Annotated in this window: 16 protein-coding genes; 8 read left to right on the forward strand and 8 right to left on the reverse strand. The window is 51.0% G+C overall.

The window, feature by feature from the left end:
- Nucleotides 1-47: 47 nt before the first annotated feature.
- Complete coding sequence (gene yghX / locus RGV86_RS09170; protein ID WP_141031281.1) at nt 48-935, reverse strand: YghX family hydrolase; 888 nt, start codon at nt 933-935, stop codon at nt 48-50.
- Nucleotides 936-1,091: 156 nt separating this feature from the next.
- Between yghX and gpr the strand changes: the two genes are divergently transcribed.
- Nucleotides 1,092-2,132 carry an L-glyceraldehyde 3-phosphate reductase gene (gpr, locus tag RGV86_RS09175; RefSeq protein WP_085461191.1) on the forward strand — a complete coding sequence of 347 codons (1,041 nt, stop codon included), beginning with the start codon at nt 1,092-1,094 and terminating at the stop codon, nt 2,130-2,132.
- Between the two features lie 39 nt (nt 2,133-2,171).
- Here gpr and RGV86_RS09180 read toward each other — a convergent pair whose 3' ends face one another.
- Nucleotides 2,172-2,666 carry a TIGR00645 family protein gene (locus RGV86_RS09180; protein ID WP_000439331.1) on the reverse strand — a complete coding sequence of 165 codons (495 nt, stop codon included), beginning with the start codon at nt 2,664-2,666 and terminating at the stop codon, nt 2,172-2,174.
- 190 nt (nt 2,667-2,856) lie between these two features.
- Between RGV86_RS09180 and yghA the strand changes: the two genes are divergently transcribed.
- Nucleotides 2,857-3,741 (forward strand): NADP(+)-dependent aldehyde reductase, encoded by an 885-nt coding sequence (gene yghA / locus RGV86_RS09185; RefSeq protein WP_032226275.1) that lies wholly within the window; start codon nt 2,857-2,859, stop codon nt 3,739-3,741.
- A gap of 279 nt (nt 3,742-4,020) precedes the next feature.
- Here the strand turns inward: yghA and exbD are convergent, their stop codons facing one another.
- The gene (gene exbD, locus RGV86_RS09190) at nt 4,021-4,446 is read right to left on the reverse strand and encodes a TonB system transport protein ExbD (protein WP_001240714.1); all 426 of its coding nucleotides are present in this window, start codon (nt 4,444-4,446) and stop codon (nt 4,021-4,023) included.
- 6 nt (nt 4,447-4,452) lie between these two features.
- Nucleotides 4,453-5,187 (reverse strand): tol-pal system-associated acyl-CoA thioesterase, encoded by a 735-nt coding sequence (exbB, locus tag RGV86_RS09195; RefSeq protein WP_000527844.1) that lies wholly within the window; start codon nt 5,185-5,187, stop codon nt 4,453-4,455.
- Between the two features lie 251 nt (nt 5,188-5,438).
- On the opposite strand from exbB, the gene metC reads away from it, so the two are divergent.
- Nucleotides 5,439-6,626: a cystathionine beta-lyase gene (gene metC, locus RGV86_RS09200; RefSeq protein WP_010347810.1), complete on the forward strand. Its 1,188-nt coding sequence runs from the start codon at nt 5,439-5,441 to the stop codon at nt 6,624-6,626.
- A 139-nt stretch (nt 6,627-6,765) separates the two neighbouring features.
- Nucleotides 6,766-7,425 (forward strand): DedA family general envelope maintenance protein YghB, encoded by a 660-nt coding sequence (gene yghB / locus RGV86_RS09205; protein WP_000268433.1) that lies wholly within the window; start codon nt 6,766-6,768, stop codon nt 7,423-7,425.
- A gap of 39 nt (nt 7,426-7,464) precedes the next feature.
- Here the strand turns inward: yghB and yqhC are convergent, their stop codons facing one another.
- Nucleotides 7,465-8,364, reverse strand: a complete 900-nt coding sequence (yqhC, locus tag RGV86_RS09210) for a DNA-binding transcriptional regulator YqhC (RefSeq protein ID WP_000817719.1) — start codon at nt 8,362-8,364, stop codon at nt 7,465-7,467.
- A 193-nt stretch (nt 8,365-8,557) separates the two neighbouring features.
- On the opposite strand from yqhC, the gene yqhD reads away from it, so the two are divergent.
- The 4 genes from yqhD to yqhH all read left to right on the forward strand — a co-directional run bounded on the left by yqhD (nt 8,558) and on the right by yqhH (nt 12,088).
- Nucleotides 8,558-9,721 (forward strand): alcohol dehydrogenase, encoded by a 1,164-nt coding sequence (yqhD, locus tag RGV86_RS09215; RefSeq protein ID WP_001058817.1) that lies wholly within the window; start codon nt 8,558-8,560, stop codon nt 9,719-9,721.
- Between the two features lie 105 nt (nt 9,722-9,826).
- Nucleotides 9,827-10,654, forward strand: a complete 828-nt coding sequence (gene dkgA / locus RGV86_RS09220; RefSeq protein ID WP_000013137.1) for a 2,5-didehydrogluconate reductase DkgA — start codon at nt 9,827-9,829, stop codon at nt 10,652-10,654.
- Nucleotides 10,655-10,853: 199 nt separating this feature from the next.
- Nucleotides 10,854-11,780, forward strand: coding sequence for a YqhG/Tai3 family protein (locus RGV86_RS09225; protein WP_000691653.1), 927 nt, complete (start codon nt 10,854-10,856; stop codon nt 11,778-11,780).
- A gap of 50 nt (nt 11,781-11,830) precedes the next feature.
- On the forward strand, nt 11,831-12,088 hold the full coding sequence (gene yqhH, locus RGV86_RS09230; RefSeq protein WP_000848539.1) for a lipoprotein YqhH: 258 nt from the start codon (nt 11,831-11,833) through the stop codon (nt 12,086-12,088).
- Nucleotides 12,089-12,130: 42 nt separating this feature from the next.
- Here yqhH and RGV86_RS09235 read toward each other — a convergent pair whose 3' ends face one another.
- The 3 genes from RGV86_RS09235 to plsC all read right to left on the reverse strand — a co-directional run bounded on the left by RGV86_RS09235 (nt 12,131) and on the right by plsC (nt 16,683).
- Nucleotides 12,131-14,350: a YgiQ family radical SAM protein gene (locus RGV86_RS09235; RefSeq protein WP_000095183.1), complete on the reverse strand. Its 2,220-nt coding sequence runs from the start codon at nt 14,348-14,350 to the stop codon at nt 12,131-12,133.
- A 110-nt stretch (nt 14,351-14,460) separates the two neighbouring features.
- Nucleotides 14,461-15,873, reverse strand: a complete 1,413-nt coding sequence (gene ftsP / locus RGV86_RS09240; RefSeq protein WP_000059392.1) for a cell division protein FtsP — start codon at nt 15,871-15,873, stop codon at nt 14,461-14,463.
- 72 nt (nt 15,874-15,945) lie between these two features.
- Nucleotides 15,946-16,683, reverse strand: a complete 738-nt coding sequence (gene plsC, locus RGV86_RS09245) for a 1-acylglycerol-3-phosphate O-acyltransferase (protein WP_000965725.1) — start codon at nt 16,681-16,683, stop codon at nt 15,946-15,948.
- Nucleotides 16,684-16,795: the final 112 nt, after the last annotated feature.

The following is a 16,795-nucleotide window of genomic DNA, read 5'->3' on the forward strand; positions in this document are numbered from 1 at the left end:
ATTTTTTTCAGCATGTTAAGAATGTTATCCAGAAAGAGATAAACCCATCAGGAGAGATATTTGTCGAACCATTTCAGCGTCCTTTGCCAGGCAAGATCGGCGGCAGATTTGTCATAACGGGGCGTGGAATCATTATGGAATCCGTGATTAACCCCCGGATAAATATACGCCTCATAGACCTTATTATTCGCTTTCAACGCCGCCTCATAAGCAGGCCAGCCTTCGTTGATTCGGGTGTCCAGTTCAGCGTAGTGAAGCAGTAAAGGTGCGTCGATTTTCGCCACATCAGCGGTGGGTGCCTGGCGACCATAAAACGGCACCGCGCAGGCCAGTTCCGGATATGCCACCGCAGCCGCGTTTGAGACACCACCGCCATAGCAAAATCCAGTAATACCCACTTTGCCCGTGGCTTGCTGATAGCGTTGCATAAACTCAATTGCGGCAAAGAAATCATTCATCAACTTAGTCGGATCGACCTGCTGTTGCAGCTCACGACCTTTATCATCGTTCCCCGGATATCCACCCACGGAGCTTAAACCGTCTGGCGCCAGGGCGATGTACCCTGCCTTCGCCACTCGCCGTGCCACATCTTCGATATACGGATTCAGTCCACGATTCTCATGCACCACCACCACGGCTGGCGTTTTGCCGCTCATCTTCGCGGGCTTCACCAGATAACCCCGTACCTCGCCGTGACCATTTGGCGAAGGATACGTGATGTACTCAGCAACAATTTCCGGGTCGGTAAACTCTACCTGAGTCGCCAGCGCATAATTTGGCTTGAGCAAATCAAACAACGCTAATGCCGTCATCCCGCCCACCGCATACTTCGCCGCAAGGTTGAGGAACTCACGTTTCGAGATTTTCCCATGAGCGTAATAGTCGTAGTAATCCAGCAACTCTTGTGGGAAATCTTTGGCGGTTAAACGCGGCATCGTTGCACTCCTCAACTGGTGTTTTTTTAAGCAAAGCATAAGCACGTGTTTTTGCCCAGTTTTTCGTCACTCTGTGAGCCACACTACGGGATACACGCTGGCGAATCGCTAAACTAGAAACATTGTTTCGAAATTGAACGGTTGAAAGGAGAGGTCATGGTCTGGTTAGCAAATCCCGAACGTTACGGGCAGATGCAATACCGCTATTGCGGAAAAAGCGGTTTACGCCTGCCCGCGTTATCGCTCGGTTTATGGCACAATTTCGGTCACGTTAACGCGCTGGAATCACAGCGTGCGATCCTGCGTAAAGCGTTTGATTTAGGCATTACGCACTTTGATTTAGCCAATAACTATGGGCCACCTCCAGGAAGCGCAGAAGAGAACTTTGGTCGCCTGCTGCGCGAGGATTTTGCCGCTTATCGCGATGAACTGATTATCTCAACCAAGGCTGGCTACGATATGTGGCCCGGCCCTTACGGCTCTGGCGGTTCACGTAAATACCTGCTCGCCAGCCTCGACCAAAGCCTGAAGCGTATGGGTCTGGAATATGTCGATATTTTTTACTCTCATCGCGTCGATGAAAATACGCCGATGGAAGAAACCGCCTCTGCGCTGGCTCATGCTGTGCAAAGCGGTAAGGCGCTTTATGTCGGGATCTCCTCTTACTCGCCAGAGCGGACACAAAAAATGGTCGAGTTACTGCGCGAGTGGAAAATTCCGCTGTTAATTCATCAACCTTCGTACAATTTACTGAACCGCTGGGTAGATAAAAGCGGCCTGCTGGATACCCTGCAAAATAACGGCGTGGGCTGCATTGCCTTTACTCCTCTGGCTCAGGGATTGCTGACCGGAAAATATCTCAACGGTATTCCGGAGGATTCACGGATGCATCGCGAAGGTCATAAAGTTCGTGGTCTGACGCCGAAAATGCTCACCGAAGCCAACCTCAACAGCCTGCGCTTATTGAATGAAATGGCACAGCAGCGTGGACAATCAATGGCGCAAATGGCGTTAAGCTGGTTGCTGAAAGATGAGCGAGTGACGTCGGTATTGATTGGTGCCAGCCGTGCGGAGCAACTGGAGGAGAACGTGCAGGCGCTGAATAATCTGACGTTTAGCACCGAGGAGTTAGTGCAGATTGACCAGCATATCGCCGATGGCGAGCTGAATCTGTGGCAGGCGTCGTCCGATAAATGACGTATTGATAACGGGCGCGAGAACCGCGCCCGAATCAGATCAGTGATTATGACGAGTCAGTCGGTCAAGATAGCCCATCACAAATGCAGAGAGCACAAATGTCAGATGGATAATGACGTACCACATCAGTTTGTTATCAGGCACGTTTTTCGCATCCATAAAGACGCGCAGTAAGTGAATGGAAGAGATTGCCACAATCGACGCTGCTACTTTGTTTTTCAGCGACGTTGCGTCCATTTTCCCCAGCCAGTTCAGCTTCTCTTTGTTCTCGGAGATATCCAGTTGTGAGACGAAATTCTCATAACCGGAAAACATCACCATCACCAGCAAACCGCCAACCAGTGTCATATCCACCAGCGACAGCAACACGAGGATCAAATCAGATTCCGCCATCGAGAAGATATTCGGTAGTACGTGAATAATCTCCTGGAAGAACTTCAGCGCCAGGGCAACTAACGCCAGCGAAAGGCCAAAGTACACGGGGGCAAGCAGCCAGCGAGAAGCATACATTGCATTTTCAAGAAAACGTTCCATACATTCCTGTCGTGTAGTTAAAACGGGCAACAGTATATCGCAATTGAGTAAACAGCGCGCAACAGCAAATCAACATATACGTTAAACCTTTGTCGCATAATTCTGAGGTTTAGGGATCTTCCTGGTTCCCTGATTAACGCATCGAGAGCGTCTACCCTTAAAGGACGTTGAACCTGAAGGGAGAAAAGCGATGTCTCATTTAAAAGACCCGACCACGCAGTATTACACTGGTGAATATCCCAAACAGAAACAACCGACGCCAGGCATCCAGGCGAAGATGACGCCGGTGCCGGATTGTGGCGAGAAAACTTATGTTGGTAGCGGTCGCCTGAAAGATCGTAAAGCACTGGTGACAGGGGGCGATTCTGGTATCGGTCGTGCTGCCGCCATCGCTTACGCGCGTGAAGGCGCTGACGTGGCGATCAGTTATCTTCCGGCGGAAGAAGAAGACGCCCAGGATGTGAAAAAGATTATTGAAGAATGCGGACGCAAAGTCGTTCTGCTGCCGGGCGATTTAAGCGATGAGAAATTTGCCCGTTCGCTGGTTCACGACGCGCATAAGGCGTTAGGCGGGCTGGATATTATGGCGCTGGTCGCCGGGAAACAGGTTGCCATTCCTGATATTGCAGACCTCACCAGCGAACAGTTTCAAAAGACCTTTGCCATTAACGTTTTCGCGCTGTTCTGGTTAACCCAGGAAGCGATTCCCCTGCTGCCAAAAGGTGCCAGTATCATCACCACTTCGTCAATCCAGGCGTACCAGCCAAGCCCGCATTTACTGGATTACGCGGCAACGAAGGCGGCGATTCTGAACTACAGCCGTGGTCTGGCAAAACAGGTCGCGGAGAAAGGTATTCGGGTGAACATTGTCGCACCTGGCCCTATCTGGACGGCGCTGCAAATTTCCGGCGGACAGACGCAGGATAAGATCCCGCAGTTTGGTCAGAAAACGCCGATGAAGCGTGCGGGGCAACCGGCGGAACTGGCTCCTGTTTATGTTTATCTGGCAAGTCAGGAGTCGAGCTACGTCACCGCAGAAGTGCACGGCGTATGCGGCGGCGAACATTTAGGCTAAAAAAATGCCCGGTTGTGTGAAGCAACCGGGCATCATCGTACTTTTAACGCTTGCCGGGTGCGGCGTGAACGCCTTATTCGGCCGACAAACTCATGCAAATTCAATATATTGCGATAGATTTTGTAGGTCTGATAAGACGCGCCAGCGTCGCATCAGGCATTGAGCACCTAATGCCGGATGCGGCGTGAACGCCTTATCCGGCCTACATGTCATGAAAATTCAATACGTTGCGATAGATTTTGTAGGCCTGATAAGCGTAGCGCATCAGGCAATTCTGCTTTACTTCGCTTTGGCAGTTTCTTCGCCGACCAGACCTATCTTCAGATAACCCGCCTGATGCAGCGTATCCATGACCTTCATCAACGTCTCGTAATCAACGGTTTTATCCGCACGGAAGAAGATGGTGGTATCTTTCTTACCTTCGGTTAACGCATTCAGCGCCGTAACCATCGTTTCATCGGTGACCGGATCGTTACCGATAAACATCGAGTTGTCCGCCTTCACCGACAGATAAACCGGTTTTTCCGGGCGCGGCTGCGGCGTGCTGGTAGAAGCAGGCAAGTTCACCTTCACATCTACCGTCGCTAACGGTGCCGCCACCATAAAGATAATCAGCAAAACCAACATCACGTCGATAAACGGCGTCACGTTGATATCATGCATTTCGCCGTTATCGTCGAGGTTTTCGTTAAGATGCATTGCCATAGCGCATTACCCTGCACGTAATTTCTGTGCGACACGAACCGGATGCGCAGCGGCGCTGGCTTCCAGATCCAGGTCACGACTTTGCAGCAACAATACCTGCGCTGCAACATCACCCAGCATCGCTTTAAAGCCGCCAATCTGGCGCGCGAATACGTTATAGATAACGACCGCCGGAATCGCTGCCACCAGACCGATTGCTGTTGCCAACAATGCTTCTGCGATACCCGGCGCAACCACCGCCAGGTTGGTGGTCTGCGTTTGCGCAATACCGATAAAACTGTTCATGATGCCCCAGACCGTACCAAACAGCCCCACAAACGGCGAAATCGCGCCAATGGTTGCCAGATAGCCGTTACCGCGTCCCATTTGACGCCCCACAGCGGCGACCCGACGCTCCAGGCGGAAGCTGGTACGCTCTTTAATACCTTCGTTATCGTCGCTGCCTTCTGACAGTTCCAGCTCGTTCTGCGCTTCATTGAGCAAATGCAGGCTTAAGCTTTTGCTACCAAAATCAGCGGCGATATCGTTGGCCTGGTTTAGGGAACGCGCTTCAGCCAGCAGTTGCTGCTCGCGCTTAAGACGGCGCTTCTGATTGAAGAACTCTACGCTCTTACTGAAGAAGATTGCCCAAGTGACAACGGAGGCCAAAATAAGCCCAATCATCACGCACTTAACGACAATATCGGCGTGCTGATACATACCCCAGACGGAAAGGTCCGTCTGCATTAAATTATTACCCACTGTGTATCTCCAGGACGCAAGTCACAAAATCTGCGCATAATAATATCAAAACGACGTCGAATTGATAGTCGTTCTCATTACTATTTGCATACTGCCGTACCTTTGCTTTCTTTTCTTTGCGTTTACGCAGTAAAAAAGCCACCAGAACGCCATTTGCGAAAATTTTCTTCTTTATGCCAATTCTTCAGGATGCGCTCGCTGTTATTCATGCTAGTTTAGACATCCAGACGTATAAAAACAGGAATCCCGACATGGCGGACAAAAAGCTTGATACTCAACTGGTGAATGCAGGACGCAGCAAAAAATACACTCTCGGCGCGGTGAATAGCGTGATTCAGCGCGCCTCTTCGCTGGTTTTTGATAGCGTTGAAGCGAAAAAACATGCGACGCGTAATCGCGCCAACGGCGAATTGTTCTATGGACGGCGCGGAACGTTAACCCACTTCTCGTTACAAGAAGCAATGTGCGAACTGGAAGGTGGCGCCGGCTGTGCACTGTTTCCTTGCGGTGCGGCCGCCGTTGCCAATTCCATTCTTGCTTTTGTCGAACAGGGCGATCATGTATTGATGACCAATACCGCCTATGAACCGAGTCAGGATTTCTGTAGCAAAATCCTCAGCAAACTGGGCGTAACGACATCGTGGTTTGATCCGCTGATTGGCGCGGATATCGTTAAACATCTGCAGCCAAACACTAAAATCGTCTTTCTGGAATCGCCAGGCTCCATCACTATGGAAGTCCACGACGTTCCGGCGATTGTTGCTGCCGTGCGCAGTGTCGTGCCAGACGCCATCATTATGATCGATAACACCTGGGCTGCCGGGGTGCTTTTTCAAGCTCTTGATTTTGGTATTGATATTTCGATTCAGGCGGGAACCAAGTATCTGATAGGTCACTCGGATGCCATGATCGGCACCGCAGTATGCAATGCCCGTTGCTGGGAGCAACTACGGGAGAACGCTTATCTGATGGGACAAATGGTCGATGCCGATACTGCTTATATGACCAGCCGTGGCCTGCGCACATTAGGTGTGCGTTTGCGTCAACATCATGAAAGCAGTCTGAAAGTGGCTGAATGGCTGGCAGAACATCCGCAAGTAGCGCGAGTTAACCACCCTGCTCTGCCGGAAAGTAAAGGTCACGAATTCTGGAAACGAGACTTTACAGGCAGCAGCGGGCTATTTTCCTTTGTGCTTAAGAAAAAACTCAACGATGAAGAACTGGCGAACTATCTGGATAACTTCAGTTTATTTAGCATGGCCTACTCGTGGGGCGGTTATGAATCGTTGATCCTCGCGAATCAGCCGGAACATATCGCCGCCATCCGCCCACAAGGAAAGATTGATTTCAGCGGCACATTGATTCGCCTGCATATTGGTCTGGAAAACGTCGACGATCTGATTGCCGATCTGAACGCGGGATTTACCCGAATTGTGTAACATTGCCAAATTTGGACAATTTTGCAGACATTTAATTGTGAATAGTCTTAAATTGTTGCGTCCGGGATCAAGGCGTCCCGGACAATTCAGGAGTACAATAGGCAAATAAAGGCTTAAACGCTGTTCCACAGGAAAGTCCATGGCTGTTATTCAAGACATTATCGCTGCGCTCTGGCAACACGACTTTGCCGCGCTGGCGGATCCTCATATTGTTAGCGTTGTTTACTTTGTCATGTTTGCCACGCTGTTTTTAGAAAACGGTCTGCTGCCCGCTTCATTTTTGCCAGGCGACAGCTTGTTGATACTGGCTGGCGCACTGATTGCCCAGGGGGTGATGGATTTTCTGCCAACAATCGTGATTCTGACTGCCGCAGCCAGCCTGGGCTGCTGGTTAAGTTATATTCAGGGGCGTTGGCTAGGTAATACCAAAACGGTGAAAGGCTGGCTGGCACAGCTTCCGGCCAAATATCATCAGCGCGCCACCTGTATGTTTGACCGCCACGGTTTGCTGGCTTTGCTGGCTGGACGTTTTCTTGCATTTGTCCGCACGCTGCTACCAACCATGGCGGGGATTTCCGGGTTGCCAAACCGCCGCTTCCAGTTTTTCAACTGGTTAAGTGGATTGCTATGGGTCAGCGTGGTGACCAGTTTTGGTTATGCCTTAAGCATGATCCCGTTCGTTAAGCGCCATGAAGATCAGGTGATGACGTTCCTGATGATCCTGCCGATTGCCCTGTTAACCGCAGGCCTGTTAGGCACGCTGTTTGTGGTGATTAAAAAGAAATACGGTAACGCCTGACGTTTTTCTCCGTTCCCGGCGACTTGTCCGGGAACACATTTAACTCCCTTGCATCGCCCGCATTCTTGCCGCATCTTCCCCCGGCGTCACACCGAAGTAGCGTTTAAACTCACGGCTAAATTGCGACGCACTTTCGTAGCCGACGCGCATCGCCGCCGCGCTGGCCTTCATGCCATCATGGATTATCATCATCCGTGCCTTATGCAGTCGGTAGTTCTTCAAATACTGCAACGGCGAGGTGCTGGTGACAGACTTAAAATTATGGTGGAACGCCGAAACGCTCATGTTGGCTTCTGCCGCCAGTTGCTCGACGCTCAGGTTTTCAGTGTATTTATTCTCAATCCGTTTCAACACGCGGCTAATCAGGCTGAAATGAGTCTGCCGACTGACCAGCGCCAGTAACGCACCGCCGCAAGGTCCGGTCAGCACGTAGTAAAGAATTTCGCGAATGATCTGTTTACCGAGAATGCGCGCATCCAGCGGTCGCTCCATCACATCCAGTAACCGCTCCGCCGCGCATAAAATCTCTTCTGACAACGTAGCGGAGTTTATACCACTGGCAGCCATCGACGGCTGGAAATGCTCATCCTCACCAATGTCCATCAACAGTTCCTGTAACTGCAAAATATCAACATTGAGACGTAAACCCGCTAATGGCACTTCCGGCGTGGCATAGGTTTCGCACTCAAACGGTAACGGCACCGTCAGCAGCAGATATTCATTGGCATCATAACGAAACACGCGCTCATTGATATAGCCGATTTTATGCCCGGAAAAGAGAATTATGATGCCAGGCTCATACATCACCGGCGTACGTGCGCCGGGGTTCTCGCCATACAATAAGCGCACATCGGGCAGCAATTCAGACAAACTATTTTCTTTATTTTTCAGATTATTAATTTTGTCCGTCAGCAGGCGGCAAATCTCTTCACGTTTCATATCGCGTAATTTCTTAAGAATAATGCGTCAATTTGATTGTGCGCAATTTTGTACTATTTCTCCAGTGCTCTGGAGAAATAGGCAAGACATTGGCAGAAATGAGCATTGAGAGCAGCGACGCTGGCGACCACAATGAAAAACATCAGGCAGACCGATCTCTGCCCTCATATTGGCCCAGCAAAGGGAGCACGTAATGAACAACTTTAATCTGCACACCCCAACCCGTATTCTGTTTGGTAAAGGCGCTATCGCTGGTTTACGCGAACAAATTCCTCACGATGCTCGCGTATTGATTACCTACGGCGGCGGCAGCGTGAAAAAAACAGGCGTTCTCGATCAGGTTCTGGATGCGCTGAAAGGTATGGACGTGCTGGAGTTTGGCGGTATTGAACCAAACCCGGCTTATGAAACGCTGATGAACGCCGTGAAACTGGTTCGCGAACAGAAAGTGACTTTCCTGCTGGCGGTTGGCGGCGGTTCCGTACTGGACGGCACCAAATTTATCGCCGCAGCGGCAAATTATCCTGAGAACATCGATCCGTGGCACATTCTGCAAACGGGCGGTAAAGAGATTAAAAGCGCCATCCCGATGGGCTGTGTGCTGACGCTGCCAGCGACCGGTTCAGAATCCAACGCAGGTGCGGTTATCTCCCGTAAAACCACCGGCGACAAGCAGGCGTTCCACTCTGCCCACGTTCAACCCGTATTTGCCGTGCTCGATCCGGTTTATACCTACACCCTGCCGCCGCGCCAGGTGGCTAATGGCGTAGTGGATGCCTTTGTACACACCGTGGAACAGTATGTTACCAAACCGGTTGATGCAAAAATTCAGGATCGCTTCGCAGAAGGCATTTTGCTGACGCTTCTCGAAGATGGTCCGAAAGCCCTGAAAGAGCCAGAAAACTACGATGTGCGCGCCAACGTCATGTGGGCAGCGACTCAGGCATTGAACGGTTTGATCGGCGCCGGCGTACCGCAGGACTGGGCAACACATATGCTGGGACACGAACTGACTGCGATGCACGGTCTGGATCACGCGCAAACGCTGGCTATTGTCCTGCCTGCTCTGTGGAATGAAAAACGCGACACCAAGCGCGCGAAACTGCTGCAATATGCTGAACGCGTCTGGAACATCACTGAAGGTTCCGACGATGAGCGTATTGACGCCGCAATTGCCGCTACCCGCAACTTCTTCGAGCAATTGGGCGTGCCGACCCGCCTGTCCGACTACGGTCTGGACGGCAGCTCCATCCCGGCATTGCTGAAGAAACTGGAAGAACACGGCATGACCCAACTGGGCGAAAATCATGACATTACGCTGGATGTCAGCCGCCGCATTTACGAAGCTGCTCGTTAAGCTTTTTCCTCCTCAAACTTTCGTTTTTGGGTATTTCGTCCAGACTTAAGTTCACACCAACTCACCGGAGCAGGCTCCGGTGAGTTCATATAAAAGGAGGAACGTATGGCTAATCCAACCGTTATTAAGCTACAGGATGGCAATGTCATGCCCCAGCTGGGACTGGGCGTCTGGCAAGCAAGTAATGAGGAAGTTATCACCGCTATTCAAAAAGCCCTGGAAGTGGGTTATCGCTCAATTGATACCGCTGCTGCCTATAAAAACGAAGAAGGTGTCGGCAAGGCGCTGAAAAATGCCGCACTTGCCAGAGAAGAGTTGTTCATTACAACCAAGCTGTGGAACGACGACCACAAACACCCCCGCGAAGCACTGCTCGACAGCCTGAAAAAACTCCAGCTTGATTATATAGACCTTTACTTAATGCACTGGCCCGTTCCCGCTATCGATCACTATGTCGAGGCGTGGAAAGGAATGATCGAGCTGCAAAAAGAGGGATTAATCAAAAGCATTGGCGTCTGTAACTTCCAGATCCACCACCTGCAACGTCTGATCGACGAAACTGGCGTGACGCCTGTTATTAATCAAATCGAACTTCACCCGCTGATGCAGCAACGCCAGCTTCATGCCTGGAATGCCACGCACAAAATCCAGACCGAATCCTGGAGTCCATTAGCGCAAGGTGGGAAAGGCGTTTTCGATCAGAAAGTCATTCGCGACCTGGCGGATAAATACGGCAAAACACCGGCACAAATTGTTATCCGCTGGCATCTGGATAACGGTCTGGTGGTGATCCCGAAATCGGTCACGCCTTCACGCATTGCCGAAAACTTTGATGTCTGGGATTTCCGTCTCGACAAAGACGAACTTGGTGAAATCGCAAAACTCGATCAGGGTAAACGTCTCGGTCCCGATCCCGACCAGTTCGGCGGCTAACGGGCAAATTCTCCCGGTAGCGGTAATGTTCCGCTACCGGACTTTTCAGAAATCATTTATTCCCCTCACCTCCCGCCCGTTGTTACTCTCCCCTGCTCAGAAATGCCAAATTTAAGGACATCATCATGCAGAGCTGGGAGCTCTTTAATCAACAAAGCATCTACAATATGGATAAACACGACGGTGAGGTCAAAAACAGATGAAAATAATACTTCTGTTTTTGGCGTTTTTTGCAAGCTTCACTACTCAAGCCCAATCATCCTCGCTGACTGTAGAACAGACAGTTCGCCAGATTTATCAAAACTATAAATCTGATGCCAGCGCGCCTTATTTTGGTGAGACAGGAGAGCAGGCGATAACGTCTGCACGCATACAAAAGGCACTTACCCTGAATGATAATCTCACGCTGCCGGGCAATATTGGCTGGCTGGATTATGATCCGATTTGTGATTGTCAGGATTTTGGCGATCTGGTGTTAGAAAGCGTAGTGGTTACTCAAACGGATACCGATCATGCAGATGCCGTTGTGCGTTTCCGTACCTTTGACGACGATAAAGAAAAGACCACGCAAACGCTGAAAATGGTGGCAGAAAATGGTCGTTGGGTCATTGATGATGTCATCAGCAACCATGGTAGCGTCTGGCAGGCAGTTAATAGCGAGAATGAAAAAATCCTGGCAACACTGGCTTCATTACAAAAAGAAGAGCCTGAAGCCTTTGTCGCTGAACTGTTTAAACATATTGCCGATTATAGTTGGCCCTGGACATGGGTTGTTTCCGACACCTATCGCCAGGCAGTCAATGAATTTTATAAAACCACCTTCAATAAAAACGGCAATTTCGATCAAGAGATGCAAATAGAACGGCAATTTATTTACGACAACCCGATTTGTTTTGGTGAAGAGTCGCTATTTGCTCGTGTTGATGAAATTCGTGTCCAGGAAAAAACCGCCGATTCCGCCCGTATTCATGTTCGTATTGCGCTGAACAATGGTAACAGTGAAGAGCAGGATTTAGTTTTACATCGGCGCGAAGGAAAGTGGGAAATTGCCGATTTTATCCGTCCAGGCAGCGGTAGCTTGCTTAAACAGATTGAAACGAAAACCGCCGCCAGATTAACGCAATGAACTGAATAAAATAAAAATTAGTCGGAACAATAAATAAAAGGGAGCACGATATGAAAACGATTTTCACCGTGGGAGCTGTTGTTCTGGTAACCGGCTTATTAAGTGGTTGCGTCAATGAGCAAAAGGTCAATCAACTGGCAGGTAATGTACAAACATTAAATGCCAAAATCGCCCGGCTAGAGCAGGATATAAAAGCATTACGCCCGCAAATTTACGCCGCCAAATCCGAAGCTAACAGAGCCAATACACGCCTTGATGCGCAGGACTATTTTGATTGCCTGCGCTGCTTGCGTATGTATACGGAGTGATAAAAATATCCCCGGTAGCATTCAGTTACCGGGGATGTTTTTTTAACGTCCAGTCGCCGCTTTAGGACGTTTCTTCGCACCGGCATTCATCGGGCGAGGTTGCGCAGACGGCGCTTTCTTTGCTCCGGCAGGCGTCTGGCGCTGGGTCGCCATCGGCGTATGTTTGGTCAACGCCGGACGGGTATTACGGTTCTGACGGCGAGCTTCGCGCATCTCTTCAATGGTTGGCGCAGGCACTAAGCAATCGCGACGGCTGCCAATCAGATGCTTTTTACCCATCGCTTCCAGCGCCTGGCGGATTAACGGCCAGTTTGCCGGATCGTGGTAACGCAACAACGCTTTATGCAGACGACGCTGTTTGTCACCCTTCGGCACGAAAACGTCTTCGCTCTTATAACCAATCTTCGCCAGCGGATTTTTGCCGGTGTAATACATGGTGGTTGAGTTAGCCAACGGCGACGGGTAGAAGTTCTGTACCTGGTCGAGACGGAAGCGATGTTTCTTCAGCCACAGCGCCAGATTCACCATATCTTCATCGCGTGTACCGGGGTGCGCGGAGATGAAATATGGGATCAGATACTGCTCTTTACCTGCCTGTTTCGAGTAGGTGTCGAACAGCTCTTTAAAGCGGTCATAGCTGCCCATGCCCGGCTTCATCATCTTCGACAACGGCCCTTCTTCGGTATGTTCCGGGGCAATCTTCAGATAACCACCAACGTGATGGGTTGCCAGCTCTTTGATATAGCGCGGATCTTCCACGGCGATGTCATAACGCACGCCGGAGGCAATCAGGATCTTTTTAATGCCTTTCAGATCGCGCGCGCGGCGATAGAGATTGATCGTCGGTTCGTGGTTAGTGTCCATATGCGGACAAATATCCGGGTAAACGCACGATAAACGACGGCAGGTTTGCTCGGCGCGTGGCGATTTGCAGCGCAACATATACATGTTGGCAGTTGGCCCGCCGAGATCGGAAATCACGCCCGTAAAGCCAGGAACGGTGTCGCGGATCGCTTCAATCTCATTGATGATCGAATCTTCCGAACGGCTCTGAATAATGCGCCCTTCATGCTCGGTAATAGAACAGAAAGAACAGCCGCCAAAGCAGCCACGCATAATATTGACTGAGAAACGGATCATTTCGTAAGCAGGAATACGGGCATTACCGTAAGCCGGATGCGGCACGCGCTTGTACGGCAGCGCAAAGACGCTGTCCATCTCTTCGGTAGAAAGCGGAATAGCAGGCGGGTTGATCCACACATAGCGGTCGCCATGTTTTTGCATCAATGCGCGAGCGCAGCCTGGGTTGGTTTCGTGGTGCAAAATACGCGAAGCATGAGCGTACAGCACTTTATCGCCCTTCACTTTCTCGAAAGAAGGTAACAAAACGTAGGTTTTTTCCCACGGCTTCGGACGTGGCGGCTGCACGGTTACGGCTTTGGCTTCTTGTTTTTTCGGAGCCACCGGTTTGTTATCCGCACACGGCAAATCTTCGCCATACGGATGCGGAATCGGGTCGATTTTCCCCGGTGTATCAAGGCGAGTAGAATCCACGCCGCTCCAGCCAGGCAGCGCCTCTTTCACGATAATCGCGGTATTACGTACATCGCGGATTTCGCTAATCGGCTCGCCCATCGCCAGACGGTGTGCCACTTCCACCAGCGGACGCTCACCGTTACCGAACATCAGCATGTCTGCTTTGGAATCCACCAACACGGAACGGCGCACGGTATCAGACCAGTAATCATAATGAGCGGTACGGCGCAGGCTGGCTTCAATACCACCGAGGATCACCGGCACATCTTTCCACGCCTCTTTACAACGCTGGGTATAAACCAGTGTGGCGCGATCCGGTCGCTTACCCGCGACGTTATCCGGCGTGTAGGCATCGTCATGACGTAAACGGCGATCGGCGGTATAGCGGTTGATCATCGAGTCCATATTGCCTGCGGTCACGCCGAAAAACAGATTCGGTTTACCCAGACGCATAAAGTCGTCTTTGCTGCTCCAGTCCGGTTGGGCGATGATCCCGACACGAAAGCCCTGCGCTTCCAGCATACGACCGCAAATCGCCATCCCAAAGCTTGGGTGATCGACATACGCGTCGCCAGTAACCAAAATGATGTCGCAGCTATCCCAGCCAAGTTGATCCATCTCTTCACGAGACATCGGCAAAAACGGTGCCGGTCCAAAACAGGCGGCCCAGTACTGCGGCCAGGAGAACAGGTCGCGATCCGGTTGGATCAGGGAGATAGAGCTCATTTTGCTTCCAGAAATGATAAAAAAATAATCAAAGGCCGGGGATTATAAGCCGGAACGAAAGAGAAATCGAAAGGTATTCCATACTCGCCCTCCCAGGGCGAGTATGAAGATTACGGTACTGGATTGACCAGCAACTGCCCAATAGAGCCGCGATCCGCCATTTCCAGTGTCTGGCTACCAAAGTAAAACGGGAAATGCGCCCAGGAAGGCTGGCCGTAATAAACAAGCAGTTCCACTTGTCCATCAACCCAGACGGTATCTTTCCAGCCTCTGTCTTCCGGGAATGGCATTGCGCCGTTAACGTTACGGATCTGGAACATCACACCTTCAATATGGAATGATTGCGGTTCATCCGCGCGTACCGTCCAGCGTTCCCACGTTCCCTGCTGGGCAGCAACGTCAATGCGGTTAACGTCCCATAACTGCCCGTTGATGCCGGGATCATCGCCCAGGCTAATATCACGGCTGCGAATCGGCGAACCAGCCATTATTTCAGTCGGCAGCAGGCGCATCGGCAGGCTGTCAGTCACCAGCGGCAGAAGGCCGGTCGGGCGCAGCGTTAGCACCAGCGTAGAAACCAGAATGCTGGACGGCTCAAAGAAACCGCGAATACGATCAACAATGCTCGCCGCTTCGCCACAGGTGATCGACACTTCATCACCGTTGCTCATATCCACCAGTATTTCACGGCGTTCGCCCGGTGCCAGCGAAAGCTGCTTCACCGATACAGGAGCAGGCAGGAATCCCTGATCGCCAGAAATCACGTGCAACGGACGACCATCGCTCATCTGCAGTTGATAGCGACGGGAGTTCGATGCGTTCAGCAGACGCAGGCGCACCCAACCGCGCGAAACTTCAACGTACGGGCTTTGTACACCGTTGACCAGCAGCGTATCGCCAACAAAGCCGCCGCTTCCCGGTTCGTTGTATTCTGGCGTACCAAAGTTATCCAGCCGTTTATCCTGGATAATGACCGGAAAATCATCCACACCATAATGGTTAGGAATGGGCAGCGACTTGCTGACTTCATCTTCCACCAGCCACATCCCGGCAAGGCCGTTATAGACCTGCTGCGCCGTGCGGTTGGGGGTATTGGCGTGATACCACAAAGTCGCAGCATTCTGGCGAATTGGCAGCACAGGCGCCCAGTCAGCGTTTGGCGACATCATGCGTGCCGGCCCCCCCATCAGAGGGCCTGGCACTTGTAATCCAGCCACTGTCATTGAGACGTTTTCTGTCAGTCGGTTGCTGTAAATCAGCTTAACATCGTCGCCCTTCCAGACGCGGATAGTCGGCCCAAGGTAGCGACCATTGATACCCCAAACCGACGCGCGCGTTCCTGGCGTAAATGACCAGTGCGCGCGCTGTACTGTCATAAATAACGGTTGCCCACGGCGAGATTCAAGCAGCGGCGGAACGGGCAGTGGTTGCTGTTGACCGGCTGCGCTTGCCTTCAGGGGGACAGCACCTGCACACAGTGCAATCCCCGATGCCTGAATGAACTGACGCCGACTGAGTGACATATTTGCTCCATGTAAAACTGGCTAAAGTAATACCGTGCAGGAAAACATCCCCGCAAAAAACAGATTGCCGACTTAAACTTTTCCGGCGGCTTCGCGCTCTGCGACTTCTTTATCGAGCTCGGCGATTTTTTGTTCCATTATCGAACGACAATGAGCAGCCAGCTCGCGAACCTGATCTTTACCATATTGACTGACGTCAATCGGCGGCAGCATTTCTACGATCACTAAACCATTATTCAGTCGATTAAGATTAATCTTATTCGAAGTCGTGGAAACACACACGGGAATAATCGGGACGCCTGCCGCAATTGCCGCATGGAATGCCCCTGTTTTAAACGGCAGCAGGCCGCGACCACGGCTACGCGTTCCTTCCGGGAACATCCAGATGGAAATACGGCGTTTTTTGAAGTGGTTCACGACTTCCGCGATGGTGCCATGCGCCTTAGTACGGTTGTTTCTGTCGATCAATAAGTTGCCGGTTAACCAGTACAACTGCCCAAAGAAGGGGATCCACAGCAAACTCTTTTTACCCACTGTGACCGTCGGTGGCTGCACGATGTTCGATGCTGTCACCATGTCATAGTTGTTCTGGTGGTTAGCAATATAGATAGCATTACCATAGCTTTCAGCATCAGCAGGTTTGCGGCACTCAACTTTCAGCCCATATAGCGGCGCAAGGCGCCCAAACATATGCCCGAAGGTGGCTACATGCTTTGGATTTCGCGGGCTGAAAAGGCAGTAAATGGAGCCGAAAACACAGACTAAGATGCTGTAAATAACGGTAATAATAAGACGAAAGATATATAGCATAACACCCTCTGAAGATCTGAGAGACTGGCATTGTACGTCACCTGAAATCAGGTTAGGGCATTGTTAAAAGCCGCTCTCTGGAAAAGCGTATTGTTAATCGCAACGCATGAAT

The sequence above is a fragment of the Escherichia ruysiae genome, from assembly GCF_031323975.1.
In the GTDB taxonomy this organism is placed as follows: Bacteria; Pseudomonadota; Gammaproteobacteria; order Enterobacterales; family Enterobacteriaceae; genus Escherichia; species Escherichia ruysiae.